The organism is Streptomyces sp. NPDC003034 (assembly GCF_053591375.1).
Genome location: NZ_JBSFTS010000027.1, coordinates 22,786 through 46,352, shown reverse-complemented (window position 1 = coordinate 46,352; position 23,567 = coordinate 22,786). Strand labels below are relative to the sequence as shown.

Below are 23,567 nucleotides of genomic sequence, written 5' to 3'. Positions count from 1 at the left end.
CGGACGGGTGGTGCGCGCGCACCGCGCAGGTCCCACGTGCTGACACGTTTGCCCAGGCACGGGCCGCGGACACCTATCCTGGTCTCGTCGGACAGCGCGGTCCGCACGGGCAGCCCGGGCTGCGCGTCAGGCGGGGGTCACCCCGGGGGCACCTCCCAGCGGTAGCTGGGTCAGGGGTCCGGGGAGGCGCCGCCGCGCACCGCCGGGAGCCCCCCGCCCAGTAGCGCTCGAACACTGCAAGGAGCCGCACCTGTGAGCAGTGCTGACCAGGCCTTCGAGGCCCCCGTCACCCCGGCCGCCGTTTCACCCGCGGACACGGCCAACGCGGAGCTGCGCGCGGACATCCGCCGACTCGGCGACCTCCTCGGCGAGACCCTCGTACGCCAGGAGGGCCAGGACCTGCTCGACCTCGTCGAACGGGTCCGCGCCCTCACCCGCACCGACGGCGAAGCCGCCGCGGCCCTGCTCGGGGACACCGACCTGGAAACCGCCGCCAAGCTGGTGCGCGCCTTCTCCACCTACTTCCACCTGGCCAACGTCACCGAACAGGTGCACCGCGGCAAGGAGCTGCGCGCCCACCGCGCAGCCGAGGGCGGTCTCCTCGCCCGCACGGCCGACATGCTGAAGGACGCCGACCCCGAACACCTGCGCGAGACGGTCAAGAACCTCAACGTCCGCCCGGTCTTCACCGCACACCCCACCGAGGCGGCCCGCCGCAGCGTGCTGAACAAGCTGCGCCGCATCGCCGCACTGCTGGAGGAGCCCGTCACCGGTGCCGGCGACCGCCGCCGCCACGACCTGCGCCTCGCCGAGAACATCGACCTCGTCTGGCAGACCGACGAGCTGCGCGTGGTGCGCCCCGAGCCCGCCGACGAGGCCCGCAACGCCATCTACTACCTGGACGAGCTGCACGCCGGCGCGGTCGGGGACGTACTGGAAGACCTCACCGCCGAGCTCCAGCGCGTCGGCGTCGAGCTGCCCCCCGGCACCCGCCCGCTCACCTTCGGCACCTGGATCGGCGGTGACCGCGACGGCAACCCCAACGTCACCCCCGAGGTCACCCGCGACGTGCTGATCCTCCAGCACGAGCACGGCATCACCGACGCCCTGGAACTCATCGACTTCCTGCGCGGCCTGCTGTCCAACTCCATCCGCTACACCGGAGCCACCGAGGAACTGCTCTCCTCGCTCCAGGCCGACCTCGAACGCCTCCCCGAGATCAGCCCGCGCTACAAGCGGCTGAACGCCGAGGAACCGTACCGGCTCAAGGCCACCTGCATCCGGCAGAAGCTCGTCAACACCCGCGAGCGCCTCGCCAAGGGCATCCCGCACGAGGAAGGCCGCGACTACCTCGGCACCGCCGAGCTGCTGAGCGACCTCATCCTCATCCAGACCTCCCTGCGCGAACACCGCGGCGCGCTCTTCGCCGACGGCCGCATGGACCGCACCATCCGCACCCTGGCCGCCTTCGGCCTCCAGCTCGCCACGATGGACGTACGCGAGCACGCGGACGCCCACCACCACGCGCTCGGGCAGCTCTTCGACCGGCTCGGCGAGGAGTCCTGGCGCTACGCCGACATGCCGCGCGACTACCGGCAGAAGCTCCTCGCCAAGGAACTCCGCTCCCGGCGCCCGCTGGCCCCCACCCCGGCCCCGCTCGACGCCGCCGGACAGAAGACCCTCGGTGTGTTCTTCGCCGTCAAGGACGCCTTCGAGAAGTTCGGCCCCGAGGTCATCGAGTCCTACATCATCTCGATGTGCCAGGGCGCCGACGACGTCTTCGCGGCCGCCGTCCTCGCCCGCGAGGCCGGACTCATCGACCTGCACGGCGGCTGGGCCAAGATCGGCATCGTCCCGCTCCTGGAGACCACCGACGAGCTGCGCGCCGCCGACGTCATCCTCGACGAGATGCTCGCCGACCCCTCCTACCGGAGGCTGGTCTCCCTGCGCGGGGACGTCCAGGAGGTCATGCTCGGCTACTCGGACTCCTCCAAGTTCGGCGGCATCACCACCTCCCAGTGGGAGATCCACCGCGCCCAGCGCCGCCTGCGCGACGTCGCGCACCGCTACGGCGTGCGGCTGCGCCTCTTCCACGGCCGCGGCGGCACGGTCGGCCGCGGCGGCGGCCCCTCCCACGACGCGATCCTCGCGCAGCCCTGGGGCACCCTGGAAGGCGAGATCAAGGTCACCGAGCAGGGCGAGGTCATCTCCGACAAGTACCTCGTGCCCTCGCTGGCCCGCGAGAACCTCGAACTGACCGTCGCGGCGACCCTGCAGGCCTCCGCCCTGCACACCGCCCCCCGCCAGTCCGACGAGGCCCTCGCCCGCTGGGACGCGGCCATGGACATCGTCTCGGACGCCGCGCACGCGGCGTACCGGGAGCTCGTCGAGGACCCGGACCTGCCCGCGTACTTCTTCGCGGCCACCCCGGTCGACCAGCTCGCCGACCTCCACCTCGGCTCGCGCCCCTCGCGCCGCCCCGACTCGGGCGCCGGGCTCGACGGCCTGCGCGCCATCCCGTGGGTCTTCGGCTGGACCCAGTCCCGCCAGATCGTCCCCGGCTGGTACGGGGTCGGCTCGGGCCTGAAGGCGCTGCGCGAAGCGGGCCAGGACGCCGCCCTCGCCGAGATGGGCGAGCGGTGGCACTTCTTCCGCAACTTCCTGTCCAACGTCGAGATGACGCTGGCCAAGACCGATCTGCGGATCGCCCGCCACTACGTCGACACCCTCGTACCGGACCACCTCAAGCACGTCTTCGACCGCATCGAGGCCGAGCACGAGCTGACCGTGCGCGAGGTCCTGCGCATCACCGGCGGCCAGAAGCTGCTGGACTCCCACCCGGTGCTCCAGCAGACCTTCGCCGTCCGCGACGCCTACCTGGACCCGATCTCCTACCTCCAGGTCTCCCTGCTGGCCCGCCAGCGCGCCGCCGCGGCCCGCGGCGAGACGCCGGACCCGCTGCTGGCCCGCGCCCTGCTGCTCACGGTCAACGGCGTTGCCGCGGGCCTGCGCAACACCGGCTGAGCCTGCCCGTACGCACGAGAAGGGGTCCCCCGCGCCGTCGTGGCGCGGGGGACCCCTTCTCGTGCGTACGAGTGTCAGCCCGTGGCGCCGGCCTTGCGGCGACGGACCACCAGGACGGCGCCGGCGGCGATCAGCGCACCCGCCATGGTGGCGATCAGGCCGATCGGCGCGTCGGATCCGGTCTTCGCCAGGTCGCCACCGGTGGGAGAGTCACTGGCGGAGCCGGCGGGGGCGGGGACCGATCCGGTGGGCGCGGGCGCGGCGGCCGATCCAGACGGCTTGGTGCTGCCCGACGGGCCGCCGGCCGGCTTGGCGGAAGCGCTGCCCGAGGGGGAGGCGCTGGTCGAACCGGATGCCGTCGCGGTGGGAGTGCCGGACGGCGTGCCGCCCGGCTTGCCGGGGGTGGACTCGTCCGGGCAGTCGACCCAGAACACCTTGTGCTTCGCCCGGCCGTGCTCGCCGTCGAAGTTCCAGAACAGCTTGTAGTGGCCGTCGGGCAGGCTCAGCGTCTCGGTGCGCTCGTGGCCGGAGCCGTCGAGCTTCAGCGAACCGGCCTTCACCTCGGTGCCCTTCACGTCGGCGGTCGGGGCCCAGGCCTCGATCCGCCAGGTCACCTGCTGGGCGCTGTCGAACTGGAACCCGTCGAGGTAGAAGGTGCAGACGTGGGGCTCGTTCTTCTTGAGCCACTCACCGGTCTTCGCGTCGTGGATCTTCACATTGCCGTTGTCCCCGGGAGGGGTGGCGTGGGCCGCGGCGGGGGCGAGCAGGACGCAGGCGGCTGCTGCCGCTACGACCGCACCCGTTGAAGCAAAGGCGCGCATGGCATACCAACTTCGAAAGCAGGAAGGGCGGATAGGCGTGGGGGGTGAGGCGGAGTATCCAACTCCGCTTCTCCCGGCCGGTCAAGGCGGGTTTGACCCCTCCAGCCCCATAACGGCTCCCGCACACCAAAGGTCTCGGATAACGATCCAGCGACGGCGGGCCGCGGCGGCCGCCGTCGCCCGACGGCCGCCGCGGTCTTAGGAGTTGTACGCCGACTGCGCCCGCTCCAGGCCCTCCGTGACCAGGCACTCCACCGAGTCGGCCGCCCGGTCGACGAACCATTCCAGTTCCTTGCGCTCCGTGGAGGAGAAGTCCTTCAGTACGAAGTCGGCGACCTGCATCCGGCCCGGCGGCCGGCCGATGCCGCAGCGGACCCGGTGGTAGTCCGGTCCCATCCCCTTCGTCATCGACTTCAGCCCGTTGTGGCCGTTGTCCCCGCCGCCCAGCTTCAGGCGCAGCGTCGGGTAGTCGATGTCCAGCTCGTCGTGGATCGCGACGATCCGCTCCAGCGGGACCTTGTAGAAGTCGCGCAGCGCCGTCACCGGGCCGCCCGACAGGTTCATGTACGTCATCGGCTTGGCCAGCACCACCCGGCGGCCCGCCGGTCCCGGCGGGCCGATACGGCCCTCGACCACCTGGGCGCGGGCCTTGTGCGCCTTGAACTTCCCCCGGATCCGGTCAGCCAGCAGGTCGGCCACCATGAACCCGATGTTGTGGCGGTTGCCCGCGTACTCCGGTCCCGGATTGCCGAGGCCGACGATCAGCCAGGGCGCCGCGTCGTCCGACATCGATAGCTCCTTAACGAGGACGACCGCCGTCCCGCTCCAGTGGAGCCGGACGGCGGTCGGTCAGCAAGTGCTGAGGGTCAGGGGCGAGGCTCAGGCCTCGGTGCCCTCGGCCTCGGCGGCCGGCTCCTCGGCCTGCGGGGCGACGACCTGCAGGACGGGGGTCTCGCCGTCGACGGCCAGCGTGGTGCCGGCCGGCAGGACCAGGTCCTTGGCGTGGATGGTGTCGCCGGCCTCAAGGCCCGCGATGGAGACGGTGACCTCGGTCGGGATGTGGGTGGCCTCGGCCTCGACGGAGATCGTGTTCTGGAGGGTCTCCAGCATGTTGCCGCCGGCGGCCAGCTCGCCCTCGGTGACGATGGCGACGTCGACGGTGACCTTCTCGCCCTTCTGGACGATCAGGAAGTCGACGTGCGAGATGGAGCGCTTGAGGGGGTGGCGCTGCACGGCCTTCGGGATGACCAGCTCGGTGCCGGCGCCCGTGATGTCCAGGGAGATCAGGACGTTGGGGGTGCGCAGCGCCAGCAGCAGGCCGTGGCCCTCGACGTTGACGTGCTTCGGGTCCTGGCCGTGGCCGTAGATGACGGCGGGGACCAGCGCGTCGCGACGGGCCTGGCGGGCAGAGCCCTTGCCGAAGGTGTCGCGGAGCTGGGCGGAAAGCTTGACCTCGGACATGCTCACTCCTCGTGGGGTGACGGAAATGGACAGAAGTCACCCGGCCGGAACGGCCTGCTACGAAGAGCGCGTCGATAACGGAGCATCCGCACATGGAAGTGCGGCCTCCCTCGCCGAGCAACTTCATGAGTCTACCCGGCGCGGGGGCCGCACTTCAAAAGGATCTCTTCCAGCCGCTGTCAGCCGGTGGGAGCGCCGGTGTTACTGCTGCTCTTCGAAGAGGCTGGTGACCGAACCGTCCTCGAAGACCTCGCGCACCGCGCGGGCCAGCATCGGGGCGATCGACAGGACCGTGATCTTGTCGAGCTCCAGGTCGGAGGGGTCCGGCAGGGTGTTCGTGAAGATGAACTCGCTGACCTTCGAGTTCTTCAGCCGGTCGGCGGCGGGGCCCGACAGGATGCCGTGCGTGGCCGTCACGATGACGTCCTCCGCACCGTGCGCGAAGAGCGCGTCGGCGGCGGCGCAAATGGTGCCACCGGTGTCGATCATGTCGTCGACCAGGACGCAGACGCGGCCCTTGACCTCGCCGACGACCTCGTGGACGGTCACCTGGTTGGCGACGTCCTTGTCGCGGCGCTTGTGCACGATGGCCAGCGGGGCGTCCAGGCGGTCGCACCAGCGGTCGGCCACCCGTACGCGGCCGGCGTCCGGGGAGACGATCGTCAGCTTGGAGCGGTCCACCTTGGCGCCGACGTAGTCGGCCATGACCGACAGGGCGGAGAGGTGGTCGACCGGGCCGTCGAAGAAGCCCTGGATCTGGTCCGTGTGCAGGTCGACCGTGAGGATGCGGTCGGCGCCCGCGGTCTTCAGGAGGTCGGCGACCAGGCGGGCCGAGATCGGCTCGCGGCCCTTGTGCTTCTTGTCCTGGCGGGCGTAGCCGTAGGACGGGACGATCACGGTGATGGAGCGTGCCGACGCGCGCTTCAGCGCGTCGATCATGATCAGCTGCTCCATGATCCACTTGTTGATCGGAGCCGTGTGGCTCTGGATCAGGAAGCAGTCCGCGCCGCGAGCCGACTCCTGGAAGCGGACGTAGATCTCACCGTTCGCGAAGTCGAAAGCCTTGGTCGGCACGAGGGCGACTCCCAGCTGGTGCGCGACCTCCTCGGCCAGCTCGGGGTGGGCGCGGCCGGAGAAGAGCATCAGCTTCTTCTCGCCGGTCGTCTTGATCCCGGTCACAGCACAGTCTCCTCAGACGTGTTGAAAGCTGCTCGCCCCCGTGTGCGTCCGTCCCGCACACGGTGAGCCAGCCGAATTGCGTGCACTATCACGGTACGCCGTCCCGGACGCACCCGTTTCCGGCCCGTTCACCTCAACGGCGCTCTGACTCCTCCGGAGCCGCCGACTGAGCCGCCGTCGCAGCGGCGCTGCCCGGACGCTTGCGGGCCACCCAGCCCTCGATATTCCGCTGCTGGCCGCGCGCCACGGCCAGCGCGCCGGGCGGCACGTCCTTGGTGATGACGGAGCCGGCGGCCGTGTACGCGCCGTCCCCGATGGTGACGGGAGCCACAAACATGTTGTCGGAGCCCGTCTTGCAGTGTGAGCCGACGGTGGTGTGGTGCTTGTGCTCACCGTCGTAGTTCACGAAGACGCTCGCCGCACCGATGTTGGTGTACTCGCCGATCGTCGCATCGCCCACGTACGACAGGTGCGGCACCTTGGTGCCCTCGCCGATCGTCGCGTTCTTCATCTCGACGTACGTACCGGCCTTGGCCTTCGGGCCCAGCCGCGTGCCCGGACGCAGGTACGCGAAGGGGCCGACGCTCGCCGACTCGCCGATGACGGCGCCGTCGGCGACGGTGTTGTCCACGCGGGCGCGCGGGCCTACCTGAGTGTCCGTCAGCCGGGTGTTCGGGCCGACCTCGGCCCCCTCGGCGACATGGGTGGTGCCCAGCAGCTGGGTGCCGGGGTGGATGACCGCGTCCTGCCCGAAGGTGACGGTCACGTCGACCAGCGTGCCGGCCGGGTCCACGACCGTCACGCCCGCGAGCATGGCCCGCTCCAGCAGGCGCGCGTTGAGCAGCGCGCGCGCCTCCGCCAGCTGGACGCGGTTGTTGATGCCCAGGATCTGGCGGTGGTCACCGCCGACCGAGGCGCCCACCCGGTGCCCCGCCTCGCGCAGGATCCCCAGCACGTCGGTGAGGTACTCCTCGCCCTGGCTGTTGTCGGTGCGCACCTTGCCGAGCGCGTCGGCGAGCAGGGCGCCGTCGAAGGCGAAGACCCCGGAGTTGATCTCCCGGATGGCGCGCTGGGAGTCGGTGGCGTCCTTGTGCTCGACGATGGCGGTCACGGCGCCGCCGGCGTCGCGCACGATCCGCCCGTAGCCGGTGGAGTCGGGGACCTCGGCGGTGAGCACGGTCACGGCGTTGCCGTCCGCGGTGTGCGTGCGCGCGAGCTGCTCCAGGGTCTCGCCCGTCAGCAGCGGGGTGTCCCCGCAGACGACGATCACGGTGCCGTCGACGGTGCCGCCGAGCTCTTCGAGGGCCATCCGTACGGCGTGGCCGGTGCCGTTCTGCTCGTACTGGACGGCGGTGCGCACGCCGGCGTCGATCCCGGCCAGGTGGGCGACGACCTGCTCCCGGGCGTGCCCGACGACGACGACGAGTTCGGCGGGGTCCAGCTCGCGGGAGGCGGCGACGACGTGGCCGACGAGCGAACGCCCGCAGATCTCGTGCAGGACCTTGGGAGTGGCCGACTTCATGCGGGTGCCTTCACCCGCTGCGAGTACGACGACGGCTGCCGGGCGGTTGGCGCTCACGGGGATGCCCTTCGGCTTCGGGGGTGGACGCAGGAAGGATACCGGGGGCCCCAGTGGCCACGAACGAACGCGGGTCCCGACCTCGATGGTCAGGACCCGGTGCAGGGCTCCCCCGTCAGGACTCGAACCCGAACCTAATGGCACCAAAAGCCACTGTGCTGCCAATTACACTACGGGGGAATATAGCCGACTAAATCGGGCATTACGTGCCGGTGATCGAGTCGACGCCACCTACTATGCCGCACCAGGTGCCTTCGATGCGACGGTACAACTCGCATCCGGATGAGACGCGGACGATCAGGCACCCCCGGTAGGCGCTGCCCGTGTTCTTCCGGACGGTCTTCGGGTTGTGCTTCTTGAGGGTGGTCCGCTGAAGCTGGTCGAGGTCCACGCCGACGTGATCCGCCCAGTACTTCTCGGCCCCGCTCACGTCGGCGGATTCATGGATCATCACCCGGAAGCGGATGCGGTCGCGGGGTATCTCCATCAGGCGCAGCCAGGCCAGGTAGACCCGAATGACGCCCGGGTCGCTGTTGATGAACGTGACGCTCTCGTCGCGCCGGTACGGCTTGCTCTTGCTCCCTTCCGCCCAGTAGAGGGCGACGCCCGCGAGGAAGAGTTCGCGGGCGCTCAGCGCACCCACAGCGTCTTCGGCCGTCGAGACGGCCGCCTGGCGTCGAGCCTCCCGCAGGGGTCCTTCATGCGCCCAGCGCTTGAGGGCCGCGTCCCTCCCCTGCTCCGCAGGGGACCGGTGATCGACCTTCGGGAGGTCGCGGACCCAGAGGGAGATCGAGCTCTTCGAGCAGCCCAGCTCGACCTGGATCTCGTCGTAGGTCATGCCCTGGATGCGGAGTTCGCGTGCCTTCGCGCGGAGGTCGTCCTTGGCGCGGGGGCGCTTGGTCCACTCGGGCGGGGGTTCGCCCTTCACCAGGGCGTTGAGGATGGTGTTGTTGTGGACGCCGAGGCGGTCGCGTATCTGGCGCAGGCTCAGCCCTTCGCGGCGCAGGGTGACGGCCTGCTCGCGGAGGGATTCGAAGGTCGCGGTTCCGGTGCGGAGGCCGCCGGTGCCGTCGCCGGGGCGACGTCGGATTTCGGTCATGTCGCCAATGTCGTCCGGAATGTGGGATTCAGGTCTTGGTAGGTGGACGATTCAGTCGTACGTGCGATGACCGGCGGTTTCCAGGAATTCCGGTGGCCTGTGTGCTGGGGCCGCTGCGTACGCTGGACGGCATGACCAGTACGGGGGAAGTGCAAGGCCGCGCTGGGCCGCCGATGTGGTGGGGGCGGCGGCGGGACGCCGTGTGGGACGTGGGGCTCGGCGCGGTGTCCGCCGTCGAATGCGCGTGGGAGGGGATCGCCTTCGCCCGCGAGGCCGGGGTGCCCACGGCGGCCGGGGTGCTGTTCGGACTCGTGGTCGGAGCCTCGCTCGTTCTGCGGCGGCGGTGGCCGGTCGCCGTGGTGCTCGTGGGGATCGCCGTGGCGCCGGCCGCGATGGGCTTCCTGCTCGGCGTGGTGGGGCTGTACACGCTCGCCGCCTCCGACGTGCCCCGGCGGATCACCGCGACCCTCGCCTCCCTGTCACTGGCCGGGACCTTCGTGGTGATGTACCTGCGGACCCGCGGGGACGTGGAGGCCGACACGACGCTGGTGGTCGTGCTGTCCTGCTTCGTGGCGGTGGCGCTGACCGTGCCGCCGGTGCTGTTCGGGCTGTACATGGGAGCCCGGTGGCGGCTGATGGAGAGCCTGCGGGAGCGGGCGGACTCCCTGGAACGGGAGCTGTCGCTGCTGGCGGACCGGGCGGAGGAGCGGGCCGAGTGGGCCCGCACCGAGGAGCGCACCCGGATCGCGCGGGAGATGCACGACGTGGTGGCGCACCGGGTGAGCCTGATGGTGGTGCACGCGGCGGCCCTGGAGGCCGTGGCCCTCAAGGATCCCGCGCGGGCCGCAAAGAACGCCGCCCTGGTGGGGGACATGGGGCGGCAGGCCTTGACCGAGCTGCGGGAGATGCTCGGCGTGCTGCGGGCGCAGGCGCCGAAGCACGCCGTGCCGGCCGCGTCGGCCGGGTCCCGCTCACGGGGGTCGCCGGGGGCACCGGGCTGGTCGGGGGCGTCCACCGCGAGAGCCGTGGCCACCGGGGCGGCCGCGCCCGTGGCGCTGGTGGCAGGTCTGGAGGACGGGCCCTCGCTGGCTGAGCTGGAGGTCCTCGTCGGGCAGTCGCGGGAGGCCGGGATGGCCGTCGAGATGGTCGTGCGGGGCGAGGCGGCGGCGTACGCGCTGGAGGTGGAGCAGACCGCCTACCGGGTGGTGCAGGAGGCGCTCACCAACTGCCACAAGCACGCGCCGGGCGCCCGGGTCGTGGTGCGGCTCGCGCACCGGGACGGGGAGGTGGCGATGCAGGTGGAGAACGGGCCCTGTGACGGCGAGGCCGCCGAGCCCGGGCTGCCCAGCGGCGGCAACGGGCTGCTCGGGATGCGCGAGCGGGTGCTCGGGCTGGGCGGGGTGTTCGTGTCCGGGCCGACGGACGCCGGCGGGTTCCGGGTGTCGGCGGTGCTGCCCGCCGGGTAGACGTGCGGTGAGCCGGGCCGGCCGTGCCCGCTGGGCGGCGGCCGTGCCCGGTGGGACCGCCCGCCGGCCCGCCGGCCGGTCAGCCGGTGGTGAGGCGGGTCGGCTGGAGCCCCGTCAGCAGCAGGGTGAGGGCCTCGTCGAGCCCCGCGCCGAGGTACCAGTCGCCTGTGTGGTCGATGCCGTAGACGCGGCCTTCGCGGTCGACCGCGAAGTGCGAGCCGCCGTCCGCCCCGGCGCCGAGGGGGCACAGCTGGGTGGACAGGGCGCGGCCGAGGTCGGCGAAGGTGCGGGCCAGGTGGAGCCCGGTGAGCGGGTCGAGCACGAGCGCGGTGGGCGCGATCTGGCGGCCCGGGCCCGGGGCGGTGACCGTGAGCCCGCCGAATTCGGCCCAGGCCTCGACGGCGGCGGGAAAGACGGTGTGCCGGTGCCCGGCGGGGGTGGTGTGGTCCCGCAGTGCGTCGGCCCAGTACTCCGCCTGCTTGATGTCCCAGCGGCCGGGCTCCCAGCCGGCGGTGCGCAGGGCCGAGTCCACGGCGACGGGGAAACGGGTGGCCGAGGAGCGGTCGTAGGAAGCTGAGGCAGTGGTCATGGCTACTCGGAGGGGGTGAGGTCGACGGGGCGTACGCCGAAGTGGGCGAGGAGGGCGTCACAGGACCGGCAGGGTGGTGCGTAGCTGCCGTGGAGCGGATCGCCGTCCTCGCGGATGCGGCGGGCGGTGATCTTGCCGTGCTTGAGCGAGCGGCGGGCCTCGCTCGGGGTGAGGGGCTTGCGCGAGGCGCGTTTGCTGCGGGCGCCCTCGACGGCGGTCAGGTGGCGGGAGAGCAGGATCGCCTCGGGGCAGCGGCCCGTGAAACGCTCGCGCTGGCCGCTGGTGAGGGTGTCCAGGAAGTCCTGGACGAGGGGATGGAGTACGGGCGGCTGGTCGGCCTTGCCGGCGGTGCCGGTGAGGGTTTCGCCGCGCACCGAGAGGGCGGCGGCGACGGTCGGGAGGATGCCGTCGCGGCGGAAGCGCAGGACGGGCACGGCGGGGCGGGCGTCGACGCTGCTCCAGCGCAGGCGCGGGTCGCCGGCGGCCGGGTCCGCCGCGTCGGCGGCTCCTCCCGGCACACCGGTGGGCGTCGGCGGGCCCAGCGGCCCCGGGTGGGCCGGGGCTCCCAAAGGTCCCCCGTGGCTTGGGGCGCCGAGCGGGCCCGGGTGGCCCGGGGCGCTGAGGGCGCCCGGGTGGCTAGGGGTGCCCAGTGGTCCCGGCTGGCCCGGGGTGCCGGGCGTTCGCGGGCTTCCTGAGGCCGTGTCGGCCGGATCCGTACGTGTCGCAGTGTTCTGCATGCTCGTGCCTTCCCTCCCGTGCCGCGGTGGTGGCCGCTGTCGCGCACGCCCCCTGTGCTGCGGGGACAGCCTGCCAAATGGCACCTGTCGTGCGGAAGCGGGGTCGAATATTCGTATCAATTCGGATGTTCCCGGCCCCCGCGCGGGAGCCCGGGTCACGTGCGGGTGGGCCGCTTGCCCCAGCGCATAGGCTGTGGTGAACCAGCCAGATCCAGCAGGGGGCTACCGCCATGACGACAGGTCGGCTCGGGCAGCAGGCCGCGCCACCCAACGCCGCTTATTCGGGGCAGGTCGTGCATTTCCCGGACCCGGTCCGGGCCGCTCGGCATCCCCACGGAGTGCGGATGGACGAGGGCGGACATCCGGACCTCTCCCCGTACGCGCGTGCGGCCGTGGAGATCGCCGAACCCCCGGAGGGCTTCGGCGTCGACGAGTTGCGGCTGACCGACTACGTGTCCGCGAACGCCGCGATGCAGGCCGTCGGCCACGAGCTGTGGGACACGGTGGGCCCGGTGGCGACCCCGCACGGCTGGACCTGGCACCACGTGGCGGGTTCCCGGCGGATGGAGCTGGTCCCGGTCGAGGTGAAGGCGCTGCTGCGGCATCACGCGGGACTGGCGACGGCGCCGGTCGACCACGACAAGCACGGGACGCGCGCGTTGCAGGAGCTGCGCCCGGTGCACCTGGGACTGCCGAAGTCGGTGGTGTCGGTGTCCGAACAGCAGGTGCAGGGCGTCGAGGAGGACCTCGGTTACCGGCTGCCGGAGGCGTACCGCTCGTTCCTGAAGGCCGCGGGCGGCTGCGCGCCGGTGGGCGCGGGCCTGGACGTGGACCTCGGCCTGCTGGTGGACCAGCCGTTCTTCACGGTGCGCGAGGAGGCGGCGGTCAACGACCTCGTGTACGTCAACAAGTGCCTGCGGGACCACTTGACGAAGGACTACCTGTGCGTGGCCTTCGTACAGGGCGGACTGCTCGCCCTGAAGGTGAAGGGCGAGGCGATCGGATCGGTGTGGTTCTCCCCGTACGACGACGCCCGCGACCGGGACGGCTGGTCGGTGCAGGAGCGCGTGGAGCGGCTGTTGCTGCCGTGCGGCAATGATTTCGACGCCTTTCTGGAGCGGCTGGCGGGAAATCCGCCGGAGCTGGAGACGGTGGCCGGTCTGATGGTGGACGGCGGATTCGCACGCTCGGTTCCCGTGGCGCGCTCCGGTACGGATGAAGGGTGACGGCGCGGTGGTGACGTTTGCGCAGGCGCAGGAGCGCGCCGAGGAGTGGATCAACGGCGAGGTCGCCGCGTACCAGCACCGCGAGGTGCGGGTACGGGAGTTCGGGCTCGGATTCGTGGTGTGGGCGGAGGACCGCCCGGCCGGCCCCGTGTCCGGAGGCGGCCGGCAGCGGCTGGTCATCGCGCGCGACAGCGGTGAGGTGACGCTGTGGCCCGGACTGCCGGTGGGTGAGGTGATCCGCCGCTACGAGGAGGAGTACGGGGCTTCGGCCGCGCCCGCGGCGGAGGCTTCGGTGCCGACGCCGAGGATCGACTCGGAGCAGACCTCCTTCATGCTCAGCCCGCCGGAGTGGTTGCAGGAGGCGGCGGACCGGGCGGGGATTCCCGGGGGTTCGGCGGGCTCGGCCCCGGGACCGGCGTCCGCGCCGGAGCCGGTGGGCCCCGAGGCCTCGGACGAGCCGGTTCCGGCCGCTGCTTCGCCGGCTTCGCCGGCTTCGCGCGCTTCGGCCGCTTCGGCCGTTCCGCTTCCGGCGGAGCCCGTTGACGCCGCGCCGGCGCCGGCTCCGGCGGATCCGGTGCCGTTGCGGCGCGGGGGAGAGATCCCGTACGAGCCCACCGCCAACGACGGGGTGCCGTCCCGGACTCCCGCCCCCGTCCCGACCGGCTCCACGCCGTGGGCCGGGACCGATGTGAACTCCGGTGCGGATGAGGACGCGTCGGTGCCGCTGCCCGCGACCGTGTTCGCGCCGGCGCTGTCCGGGTCGGACCTGGACGACGTCCCGCCGCCCGTTACCCCGGCGGAGGCGAAGACCACGCTGATGGCGGGGGGCAGCCAGCTGCCGAAGACCGCGATCGCGCCCGCGCTGGCGCTCGGGTCGCAGTCGCCTGCGGCGCCGGGCCCGGACCAGGGCCCCGGAACGGGCTCGGACCAGGGCTCGCACGGCTCGCACGGCTCGCACGGCTCGCACGGCTCGCACGGCTCGCCGGTGGGGGGCATCGCCGACGCGCCGACCAGCAAGGCCCAGGTCTCCCGGCCGGGTTCGCCCGGCGTACCGCAGCCGCCCGGTCCGCCGGGTGCTCCCGGTGCTCCGGGCGTACCGCAGCCTCCGGGTCCGCCCGGGTCGCCGGCTTCGTCCGGGCGTGGGCTGGATCATGCGGCGACGATGTTGGCCGGTCCGGCCGTGGTTCAGCCGCCCGCGCCGCCGGGTCCGCCGGGTGCTCCTGGTGGCGGGGCGCATCACGCTGCCACCATGCTCGCGGGTCCCGGCGTACCGCAGCCGCCGGGCCCGCCTGGTGCTCCTGGTGCACCGCAGCCTCCGGGCCCGCCGGGGTCCCCGGGGTCGTCCGGGCGTGGGCTGGATCATGCGGCGACGATGTTGGCCGGTCCGGCCGTGGTTCAGCCGCCGGGTCCGCCGGGTGCTCCTGGTGGCGGGGCGCATCACGCTGCCACCATGCTCGCCGGTCCCGGCGTACCCCAGCCGCCCGGTCCGCCGGGCGCTCCCGGCGCTCCCGGCGCTCCCGGGGGCGGGCTGGAGCACGCCGCGACGATGCTGGCCGGACCCGCGATGGTCCAGCCGCCGGCGCCGCCCGGTCCCGCGCCGCAGGCCGGGCCCGTACCCGCCGGTGGGCCCCCCGGTGTGCCGACCGTCGGCCCCGGCTACCAGGCCGTGCTGCGCTACCGGGCTCCCGACGGCTCCGAGCAGCAGCTCATCCGCCGCTCGGCGCCCGGCACCCCGCACCCCGAGTGGCAGATCCTGCACGAGCTGCGCGCGATGAACGTGCCGCCGCAGCAGGTGCTGGAACTGCACACCGAGCTGGAGTCGTGCGAACTGCCCGGCGGCTACTGTGCCCGGATGATCCGCGAGACCTGGCCGCAGGTGCGGATCACCAGCGTGGCCCCGTACGGCAAGGACCACGCGGGCCGCCAGCAGGGCATGCGGCATCTGCTGACCCATCAGGGCGAGCTGCACCAGGTGGCGGACGGCCCGGCGCGCCCCGCGCCGGTACGGGCACCGCTGCCGCAGGTGCAGCTCCAGCCGGCGATCCCGCTGGACGCGATCGCGCAGGAGCTGGTGGGGGCCTTCGGCCCGCAGGGTGTCTTCCGCTTCGACCAGCGGGCGGTGTCCCGGCAGGGCGTGCCGGAGATCGTCGCGCAGACGCTGATGTGGGCGGGCGTACCGGTCGACTTCGGGCCGTTCTTCTGGGGGCAGGCGGTGCCGGGCCAGCCGGTGCCGACGCTCGCCGAGATGGCCGCGCAGCGGCAGGTGCAGCCCGCCTCGGACGCCGGTTCGTACCTCGTCGTCGGCAGCGACTTCGGCAAGGCGCTCTGCGTGCAGTACGGGACCGCGCACATCGTCGCGGTGCCGGTGGAGAGCGGTCCGGGCGGCGCTCCGGTGCCCCCGCAGTTCGTGAATTCGAGCCTGCCGCAGTTCGTACGGTCCCTCGCGATGCTGGGTCACATGTGGCGGCTGCGCCAGCATCTGACGCCCGAACAGGCGGGCCGCTGGACCGTCGATTTCCAGGCGAATCTGGCGGGCCTGGACACGGCGGCGCTGGCCTCGCCGGAGAGCTGGTGGTCGGTGCTGCTGGAGCAGATGTGGGACGGATTGCTGTGACGCCGCACTGAACCGGTGCGGTCGGGTGATCCGTCGCATGGCCGGGCCGCGACCCTCGAACAGGGTCTCGGCCCGGCCATTCCGGCTTCTGCGCGCAAATGACGCATCCTTGACAGGAACCCCCGCGAGAGAGGCGCTTCCAGGATGAGTGCACCCATTGCGACCGTGCGTGGCCGTGGCTACCGCATCGAAGAGGTCGACCGGTATCTCGCCCGGCTCTCCGGCAGCCGTGACGAGGCCTGGGAGCGGGTGGCACGTCTGACCGTCCTGGCGAAGCGGATGGAGGGCGAGGCGGCGCGGCTGCGGGAGGCGGTGGCCACGCTGGCCCCGCAGACGTACGACGAGCTGAGCGAACGGGCCCGTCGGATCCTGCTCCTGGCGCAGGAGGAGGCGGACGCCGTACGGAGCGACGCGCGGGTGGACGCCTCCGCGGCGATGGGTGCGGCCGAGGCACACGCCGACCGGGTGGCGGAACTGGCGCGTCAGGACGCGGAGGCGGTGCGCGAGCAGACCGAAGTCCGGGCCAGGCAAGGGCTGCTGCGGGCCGAGCGGGAGGCGGAGGAACTCCGGGCCGAGGCGCGGGAGGAGGCCACGGCCCGGCGTACGGAGGCGCAGACGGCGCTGACGGAGGCGCGGCGGCTGGCGGACGCGCTGCTGGCCGAGCGCGAGCAGGCGCACGCCGAGCGCTCGGAGGCGGCGGAGCGGGAACTGGCGGTGCGGGAGGCGGAACTTCAGGCGCGCCACGCGGAGCTGGAGCGGTCCGTGCAGGGGAGGCTGTCGGAGGCCCGCCGCGGCTTCGCGGAGGCGGAGGAGGCGGCGCGCCACGGCCAGGAGGACGCGGAGGCGCAGGCCCGCGAGCTCCTCGCGGCTGCCCGCGTCGAGGAGGAGCGGATCGGCCGCGAGACGGAGCGGATCCTGCGGGAGCACGCGGAGGCCCAGGAGGAGATGCGGGCCCACATGAACCACGTCCGCGCCAGCCTGGCAGCCCTGACGGGCCGCACTCCTTAGGCCCCTGTCGTCAAAGTCCCTCCTGGCCCGGGGCTACTGTGACGACAGGACCGAGCGACTGCGACGACGGGGCAGGCCGCGGCTCAGAACCCGCCCTGGTCGGTGGCCGGTGCGCCGGGCTGCTGCTGCGCCGGCAGGGCGGGCTGGACGACCGGGGCCACTGGCGCGACCGGGGTGACAGGGGCCAGGGGATCGGCGGGGAGCGGGGCCTCGGGGGCAGCCGGGACCTGGACCTGAACCTGGACATGGACCGGGACCGCGGCGACCGGATCCGCCGCTGCCGCCGGGGCCAGGGCGGTGGGCGGGGCGGTGGGCGGGGGCGGCGGGGCGTACCGGTAGGGGTCGCTGCGCAGGCCGCGCGCCGTGGCGACCACCGTGAAGGGCGGCTTCGCCGTAGCCGGGAGCGCGGCCGTCAGAGCCCCCGTCAAGGGGTCGAGGACCGCCGGAAGCACCGCGCCGTCCACGCTCAGCTGCGCCGGGCGTCCCGCCGGATCAGGGGTGAAGCCGCCGCCCGCGACGGTCAGCAGACCGGCCTCCGCCGTGACCTCGGTGATCACCGGAGTCGCCCGCGTGGCCATCTTGTTGACCAGGTACGCACCCGCCGGGGCGCCCGTCAGGGCCCACATCTCGGCGGGCAGGCGCGGCAGTCCGGCGCCGACGTCCGCGAGGAAGAACAGCACCACGTACAGCATCGTGACCGCGCTGAGCGCGACGTACTGGAGGTCGACCAGGTCGGTCCGCCCGCTGTCGTTCGCGATGAGCTCCCGCAGCGGCCGACGGCCCGAAGCGGTGGGCACGGCCGCCGGTTTGGGCATGGCGCCGCTCTCCACGCGCATGCCGACGACCGTCTTGGCCGCGATCAGGGCCACGTACGGGCCGCCGAGCAGCGGCAGGTACACCGTCGTCAGCGTGGACAGCGGGCCGTGCTCGCCCTGGAACCAGGCGACGCCGCCGCCCGCGGTGAGCCCGTACGCGAGGATCGTGAGCAGCAGCCACAGCAGGACCACCGTCCAGGCCAGGGCCAGGGTGGTGGAGGTGGACAGGCGGCCGTCGCGGCCGGTGATGAAGCCCGGCCGGCGGTAGAGGTGTCGGCCGATCGGCCCGGCCAGGGCGGCCAGTAACGCGAGCGCGAAGAGTGTGGAAGCCATGTCGTCCCCCCGGAAACGGTCCTGACGAGAGACTGACCCACGGGCCCCCGTCCTGACAAGCCGCACGCCCACGCGCTGGTGACTCCCCGTCATGCCCGCCGTTCCTGCCGCTGCTCCGGCGGCTCCGCCTGTCCCCGGTCCTCCCCGTCCTCCGGCAGTACGGGGAACACCCGCGGGGCCATGAGCAGCAGGACCAGCAGGGAGGCCACGGCCGCCGCCGTCGCCCCCAGGAAGATGTGGTCCACGGCGGCGGCCACCGCCTCGCGCAGGTGATCGGCGGTGGCGGCGGGCAGCAGGCGCGGGTCCTCCAGGGCCTTCGCCACGTCGTCCAGGCTGCCCGGCAGGCCCGGCACGGGGGAGTCCAGCAGCCGGGCCGCGATGGTCGCGTTGGCGACGGCGCCCAGCAAGGCCGCTCCGACGCTCTGGCCGAGCTGGCGGCAGAACAGCACCGAAGCCGTGGCGGTTCCCCGCTCCGCCCAGCCCACGGTGGACTGCACCCCGACGATCAGCGGGAGCTGGAAGAGGCCGAGGGCGCCGCCGAGCAGCAGCATGATCAGGGCGGGCTGCCAGGGCTCGGCGGAATGCGGGAGCAGGGTGAAGGAGTAGAGGATCACGGCGGCCAGGGCCACCCCGAGGGCCGCGGTGTTCCGGAAGCCGATGCGCCGGTAGACGTGCTGGCTGAGGGCGGCGCTGATGGGCCAGCTCAGCGTCATCACGGACATGACCAGGCCGGCGCCGATGGGTCCGAGGCCCAGGACGGACTGGGCGTAGGTCGGCATGAAGACCATCGGGGCGACCATCAGCAGGCCGAGCGCGCCCATGGCGAGGTTGACGGCGGCGATGGTGCGCCGGCGCCACACCCAGCCGGGGAGGATCGGTTCCTCGGCCCGGCGCTCCAGCCGGACCACGACCGCGGCCAGCACCGCGCTTGCGGCGAGTAGCGCCAGTGAGGGCGCCGACAGCCAGGGCCAGGCCACCCCGCCCTGCACCAGCGCGAAGAGCAGCAGTCCGCCGCAGGCGAAGACGGCCAGCGCCCCCGCCCAGTCGACCGGCCCCCGGCGGCCGGCGGACCGTACGGGCTCGACCAGGTGACGGGTGATCATCCACAGGGCCAGGGCGGCCAGCGGCAGATTGATCAGGAAGATCCAGCGCCAGTGCGCGTACGCGGCGAGCAGCCCGCCGAGGGCCGGGCCGGCTACCGCCGAGGTGGCCCAGACGGCCGACATCCGGGCCTGGATCCGCGGCCGGTCCTTGAGCGGGTAAAGATCACCGGCCAGGGTCTGGATCGTTCCCTGGAGGGCGCCGCCGCCCAGGCCCTGGATGATCCGGAAGGCGATGAGGGCGGCCATGTTCCAGGCGAGCGCGCACAGCAGCGAGCCGACGAGGAAGAGGCCGATGCCGAAGAGGAGGACGGGCTTGCGGCCCAAGGTGTCGGAGAGCTTCCCGTAGACGGGCAGGGTGACGGTGACCGCCAGCAGGTAGCCGGAGAAGAGCCAGGAGAAGACGGCGAAGCCGCCGAGGTCGCCGACGATCTGGGGGACGGCGGTGGCGACGATGGTGCTGTCGAGGGCGACGAGGGCCATGCCGAGCATCAGGGAGGCGACCACCGCGGCCGGCGGTCTGCCCGGCGGTCGCGCCCCGGCGGTCGCGGTGTCCTGCTCGGCCGGAACCGTCCCCCCGTGCGAGCCGCCCAAGGCCTCCGCGGCTGTGCCGTCCGGGCCGGCGCCCGCGCCCTCTCCTGAGCCCACCGAGATCCCTTCCCCCTGCACGCACCTGCGGGGAACACCTTCTCACCACGGCCGTACCCCTCGGTATCCCCCAGTGTGTCTCCGCCGGAAGGGGGAGAACCCTTAGGGGGCCCTCCTCACAAGGGGCCAGGGGCCTTTCCTCCCGGCGGAGGAGGAGGAAGTCTCCGGCGGGTCCTTAACTGATTCATACGAGAACCGGTCCACGCAGGACCGGTTCAGCGGGGGGCTCGGGAGGTGGGCGGGGCTAGGGGGTGTTTCGCGGAGATCCGAGAAACACCCCCCAACCCCCGGGCGGAAAGGGCGATGAGCACCAGGGCGCCCGGGGCCCTCCCGCCACAGACTGCCTGACGGCGACGTACGCGGTGCCGCATGTGCTCGCGCGCCATCGAACGAGGAGAGACAGCGTGACAACGGCTATGACCGAAACCAGGCACGGGGGCACTGGGGGCCATGAAGCCGTCGCGGCCAGGGCCCGAGAGGTCGTCAAGGCCTACGGCTCCGGCGAGACGCGCGTGGTCGCCCTCGACGCGGTGGACGTGGACATCCGGCGCGGCGAGTTCACCGCGATCATGGGCCCCTCGGGCTCCGGCAAGTCCACGCTGATGCACTGCCTCGCCGGTCTCGACACGGTGACCAGCGGCCGGATCCACCTGGAGGACACCGAGATCACCGGGCTGAAGGACAAGAAGCTCACCCGCCTGCGGCGCGACCGGATCGGCTTCATCTTCCAGGCCTTCAACCTGCTGCCCACGCTCAACGCCCTGGAGAACATCACGCTCCCCATGGACATCGCGGGCCGCAAGCCCGACGCGGAGTGGCTGAACCGGGTCGTGGAGACCGTGGGCCTCGCCGGACGCCTCAAGCACCGGCCCACCGAGCTCTCCGGCGGCCAGCAGCAGCGCGTGGCGGTCGCCCGCGCCCTCGCCGCCCGCCCCGGCATCATCTTCGGTGACGAGCCGACCGGAAACCTGGACTCGCGGGCGGGCGCCGAGGTCCTCGGCTTCCTGCGCCGCTCGGTGGACGAGCTGGGCCAGACCATCGTGATGGTCACGCACGACCCGGTCGCCGCCTCCTACGCGGACCGCGTCATCTTCCTCGCGGACGGCCGGATCGTGGACGAGATGTACGAGCCCACCGCGGAGCGGGTCCTCGACCGCATGCTGTGCTTCTCCGGGGGACGCCCCCAGAGCTCCGACTCCGGCTCCGGCTCGCACTCCGGCTCCGGCTCCGACGCCCACGGGCGGACGTCATGACCGTCATGAAGACCGCGCGGCGCAACTTCGTCGCGCACAAGGGACGGATGGCGCTCTCCGCCGTCGCGGTCCTGCTCTCCGTCGCCTTCGTCTGCGGCACCCTGGTGTTCACCGACACCATGAACACCACCTTCGACAAGCTCTTCGCGACCACCGGCGCCGACGTCACCGTCAGTGCCCGGTCCGCCGCCGGGGACGGCTCGCAGGACGACGCGGCGAACCCGGGCAGCGGCCGGCCGGCGGTCCTGCCAGCCGACTCCGTCGAGAAGGTGTCCGCGGCGCGGGGCGTCCGGTCGGCCCAGGGCAGCGTCATCTCGCTGTCCGTCACGGTCGTCAACGCCGAGAACAAGAACGTCGGCCCCACCTCGGGCGCCCCCACGATCGCCGCCAGCTGGAACGACAACGAGCTCAAGTCGATGGAGGTCAGTTCCGGCCACCCGCCGCGCGGCCCCACCGACGTGATGGTCGACGCCGACACGGCGAAGAAGCACAAGCTCAAGATCGGTGACGAGCTGCGCACCATCGCCGTGACCGGCGACTTCCGCGCCAGGATCTCCGGTATCGCCACCTTCCGGACGACCAACCCGGGCGCGACCGTCATCTACCTCGACACGGCCACCGCGCAGCAGCAACTGCTCGGAGCGCCGGGCCGGTTCACCAACATCGCCGTCACCGCCGCGGACGGAGTCGGCGACGACGAGCTCAAGCAGAACATCGTCTCCGCGGTCGGCGCGGACACCTACAAGCTGCAGACCGCCAAGGAGTCCGCGGACCAGGGCCGCAAGGACGTCGGCGCCTTCCTCGACGTCATGAAGTACGTGATGCTCGGCTTCGCCGGGATCGCCTTCCTCGTCGGCATCTTCCTGATCTTCAACACCTTCTCCATGCTGGTCGCCCAGCGCACCCGCGAGATCGGCCTGATGCGCGCCATAGGCGCCGAAAGCGGGCAGGTGCTCAAGTCCGTGGTGGTGGAGGCCTTCCTCCTCGGGATCGTCGGCTCGGCCCTCGGCGTCGGCGCGGGCGTGGGACTGGCCATCGGGCTGATGAAGCTCATGGGACAGATGGGCATGAAGCTGTCCACCGACGACCTGACCATCGCCTGGACCACCCCGGTCACCGGCCTGTTCCTCGGCATCGTCGTCACCGTCATCGCCGCCTTCGTCCCGGCCCGCCGGGCGGGCAAGGTCTCCCCGATGGCCGCCCTGCGCGAAGCCGGCACACCCGGCGACAAGAAGGCCGGCGTCGTCCGCGCCGTCCTCGGCCTGGTCCTCACCGGCATCGGCGGCGCCGCCCTCTTCCTCACCGCCGGCGCCGAAGAGGCGAAGACCGGCGGCATGTGGCTCGGCCTCGGTGTCGTCTTCACCCTCATCGGCTTCATCGTGATCGGCCCGCTCCTCGCGGCGGGCCTCGTACGGGTGCTCTCCGGCGTCGTCCTGCGGCCCTTCGGCTCCGTCGGCCGCCTCGCCGAGCGCAACGCCCTGCGCAATCCGCGCCGCACCGGCGCCACCGCCGCCGCGCTGATGATCGGGCTCGCCCTGGTCGCCTTCCTGTCGGTGGTCGGCTCCTCGATGGTGGCCTCCGCCACCGAAGAGCTCGACAAGTCGGTCGGCGCCGACTACATCGTCAACTCCGCGACGGGCCAGCCCGTCATGCCGCAGGCCGAGGAAGCGCTGCGCGCCTCCACCCGCCTGGACCACGTCACCGCCTACCGCCAGGTGCAGGCGAAGATCACCGCCCCCGACGGTGCCACCAGCGAGGTGGGCCTCGGCGTCACCGACCCGACGTACGCCAAGGACATCCGCCGCGAGATGGTCGCCGGGGAGCACGCGGCGGCGTACGGCAAGGACTCCATGTCGGTCGGCTCGATCTACGCCGCCGAACACCGCATCGAGCTCGGAGACGAGCTGACGGTCGCCTTCACCGGCGGCAGCACCGTCAAGCTGAAGGTCGCGGCGATCACCAGCGACGAGGGCAGCCTCGACAAGACCATGAAGTACGTCAGCACCGAGCTCGCCGAGGCGAACCTGCCCGCCGACCGGATGCCGCGCCCCTTCATGCTGCTGGCCACCGCCAAGGACGGGCAGGGCGAAGCCGCGTACAGCGAGGTCAAGGCGGCGCTGGCGCAGTACCCGCAGTACAGCGTCCGCGACCAGTCCGACTACAAGAAGGCGCTCAAGGACGAGGTCGGCTCCCTGCTCAACATGGTCTACGGCCTCCTCGCCCTCGCCATCGTCGTCGCGGTGCTGGGCGTCGTGAACACCCTCGCCCTGTCGGTGGTCGAGCGGACCCGGGAGATCGGCCTGATGCGCGCCATCGGCCTCTCCCGCCGCCAGCTGCGCCGCATGATCCGCCTGGAGTCGGTGGTCATCGCCCTCTTCGGCGCCCTGCTCGGCCTCGGGCTGGGCATGGGCTGGGGGGCCACCGCGCAGCAGCTGCTCGCGCTGGAGGGGCTGAAGGTGCTGGACATCCCCTGGCCGACGATCCTCGGGGTGTTCGCCGCCTCGGCCTTCGTGGGCCTGTTCGCCGCGCTGGTCCCGGCGTTCCGGGCGGGGCGGATGAACATCCTGAACGCGATCGCGAGCGAGTAGCACCGCCGCGGTCGTACGGGGGGGCGC

General features: G+C 72.4%; 17 protein-coding genes and 1 tRNA gene. 7 read left to right on the top strand and 11 right to left on the bottom strand.

All coding sequences use genetic code 11. From position 1 onward, the window contains the following. The first annotated feature begins 252 nt into the window (after window positions 1-252). Window positions 253-3,024, top strand: coding sequence for a phosphoenolpyruvate carboxylase (ppc, locus tag ACWDX7_RS23750; RefSeq protein WP_451493389.1), 2,772 nt, complete (start codon window positions 253-255; stop codon window positions 3,022-3,024). Between the two features lie 74 nt (window positions 3,025-3,098). Here the strand turns inward: ppc and ACWDX7_RS23745 are convergent, their stop codons facing one another. From ACWDX7_RS23745 to ACWDX7_RS23715, 7 genes are all read right to left on the bottom strand, one after another. Beyond that, complete coding sequence (locus tag ACWDX7_RS23745) at window positions 3,099-3,845, bottom strand: LPXTG cell wall anchor domain-containing protein (protein WP_451493321.1); 747 nt, start codon at window positions 3,843-3,845, stop codon at window positions 3,099-3,101. 198 nt (window positions 3,846-4,043) lie between these two features. Then, entirely contained in the window at window positions 4,044-4,634 is a 591-nt protein-coding gene (pth, locus tag ACWDX7_RS23740; protein WP_451493320.1) for an aminoacyl-tRNA hydrolase, read from the bottom strand. Window positions 4,635-4,724: 90 nt separating this feature from the next. Next, entirely contained in the window at window positions 4,725-5,306 is a 582-nt protein-coding gene (locus ACWDX7_RS23735) for a 50S ribosomal protein L25/general stress protein Ctc (RefSeq protein WP_451493319.1), read from the bottom strand. 201 nt (window positions 5,307-5,507) lie between these two features. Then, window positions 5,508-6,485, bottom strand: a complete 978-nt coding sequence (locus tag ACWDX7_RS23730) for a ribose-phosphate diphosphokinase (protein ID WP_451493318.1) — start codon at window positions 6,483-6,485, stop codon at window positions 5,508-5,510. Between the two features lie 133 nt (window positions 6,486-6,618). Further along, entirely contained in the window at window positions 6,619-8,064 is a 1,446-nt protein-coding gene (gene glmU, locus ACWDX7_RS23725; RefSeq protein ID WP_451493317.1) for a bifunctional UDP-N-acetylglucosamine diphosphorylase/glucosamine-1-phosphate N-acetyltransferase GlmU, read from the bottom strand. 107 nt (window positions 8,065-8,171) lie between these two features. Continuing rightward, a tRNA-Gln gene (locus ACWDX7_RS23720) sits at window positions 8,172-8,244 on the bottom strand. 22 nt (window positions 8,245-8,266) lie between these two features. Then, window positions 8,267-9,163: a hypothetical protein gene (locus ACWDX7_RS23715; protein ID WP_451493316.1), complete on the bottom strand. Its 897-nt coding sequence runs from the start codon at window positions 9,161-9,163 to the stop codon at window positions 8,267-8,269. A gap of 131 nt (window positions 9,164-9,294) precedes the next feature. Between ACWDX7_RS23715 and ACWDX7_RS23710 the strand changes: the two genes are divergently transcribed. After that, a complete protein-coding gene (locus ACWDX7_RS23710; protein ID WP_451493315.1) occupies window positions 9,295-10,629 on the top strand; it encodes a sensor histidine kinase in 1,335 nt (444 codons plus the stop codon). A gap of 79 nt (window positions 10,630-10,708) precedes the next feature. Here the strand turns inward: ACWDX7_RS23710 and ACWDX7_RS23705 are convergent, their stop codons facing one another. Together ACWDX7_RS23705 and ACWDX7_RS23700 are read right to left on the bottom strand one after the other, a co-directional pair. After that, the gene (locus ACWDX7_RS23705; protein ID WP_451493314.1) at window positions 10,709-11,218 is read right to left on the bottom strand and encodes an SUKH-3 domain-containing protein; all 510 of its coding nucleotides are present in this window, start codon (window positions 11,216-11,218) and stop codon (window positions 10,709-10,711) included. Window positions 11,219-11,220: 2 nt separating this feature from the next. Further along, window positions 11,221-11,736 (bottom strand): YwqJ-related putative deaminase, encoded by a 516-nt coding sequence (locus tag ACWDX7_RS23700; protein ID WP_451493313.1) that lies wholly within the window; start codon window positions 11,734-11,736, stop codon window positions 11,221-11,223. Window positions 11,737-12,185: 449 nt separating this feature from the next. Here ACWDX7_RS23700 and ACWDX7_RS23695 point away from each other — a divergent pair, with 449 nt between their 5' ends. The 3 genes from ACWDX7_RS23695 (at window position 12,186) to ACWDX7_RS23685 (ending at window position 16,803) form a co-directional block, all read left to right on the top strand. Next, on the top strand, window positions 12,186-13,181 hold the full coding sequence (locus ACWDX7_RS23695; protein WP_451493312.1) for an SMI1/KNR4 family protein: 996 nt from the start codon (window positions 12,186-12,188) through the stop codon (window positions 13,179-13,181). A gap of 7 nt (window positions 13,182-13,188) precedes the next feature. Next, window positions 13,189-15,795 (top strand): SUKH-4 family immunity protein, encoded by a 2,607-nt coding sequence (locus ACWDX7_RS23690; RefSeq protein ID WP_451493311.1) that lies wholly within the window; start codon window positions 13,189-13,191, stop codon window positions 15,793-15,795. A gap of 144 nt (window positions 15,796-15,939) precedes the next feature. Next, a complete protein-coding gene (locus tag ACWDX7_RS23685; protein ID WP_451493310.1) occupies window positions 15,940-16,803 on the top strand; it encodes a DivIVA domain-containing protein in 864 nt (287 codons plus the stop codon). A gap of 83 nt (window positions 16,804-16,886) precedes the next feature. Here the strand turns inward: ACWDX7_RS23685 and ACWDX7_RS23680 are convergent, their stop codons facing one another. Together ACWDX7_RS23680 and ACWDX7_RS23675 are read right to left on the bottom strand one after the other, a co-directional pair. After that, window positions 16,887-17,951, bottom strand: a complete 1,065-nt coding sequence (locus ACWDX7_RS23680; protein WP_451493309.1) for a hypothetical protein — start codon at window positions 17,949-17,951, stop codon at window positions 16,887-16,889. 89 nt (window positions 17,952-18,040) lie between these two features. Next, window positions 18,041-19,543 (bottom strand): MFS transporter, encoded by a 1,503-nt coding sequence (locus tag ACWDX7_RS23675; protein WP_451493323.1) that lies wholly within the window; start codon window positions 19,541-19,543, stop codon window positions 18,041-18,043. Between the two features lie 572 nt (window positions 19,544-20,115). Between ACWDX7_RS23675 and ACWDX7_RS23670 the strand changes: the two genes are divergently transcribed. Further along, window positions 20,116-20,952, top strand: a complete 837-nt coding sequence (locus tag ACWDX7_RS23670) for an ABC transporter ATP-binding protein (RefSeq protein WP_451493322.1) — start codon at window positions 20,116-20,118, stop codon at window positions 20,950-20,952. Next, window positions 20,949-23,540 carry an ABC transporter permease gene (locus tag ACWDX7_RS23665; protein ID WP_451493308.1) on the top strand — a complete coding sequence of 864 codons (2,592 nt, stop codon included), beginning with the start codon at window positions 20,949-20,951 and terminating at the stop codon, window positions 23,538-23,540. Before ACWDX7_RS23670 ends, ACWDX7_RS23665 begins: the two co-directional genes overlap by 4 nt. The last annotated feature ends 27 nt before the right edge of the window (window positions 23,541-23,567 follow it).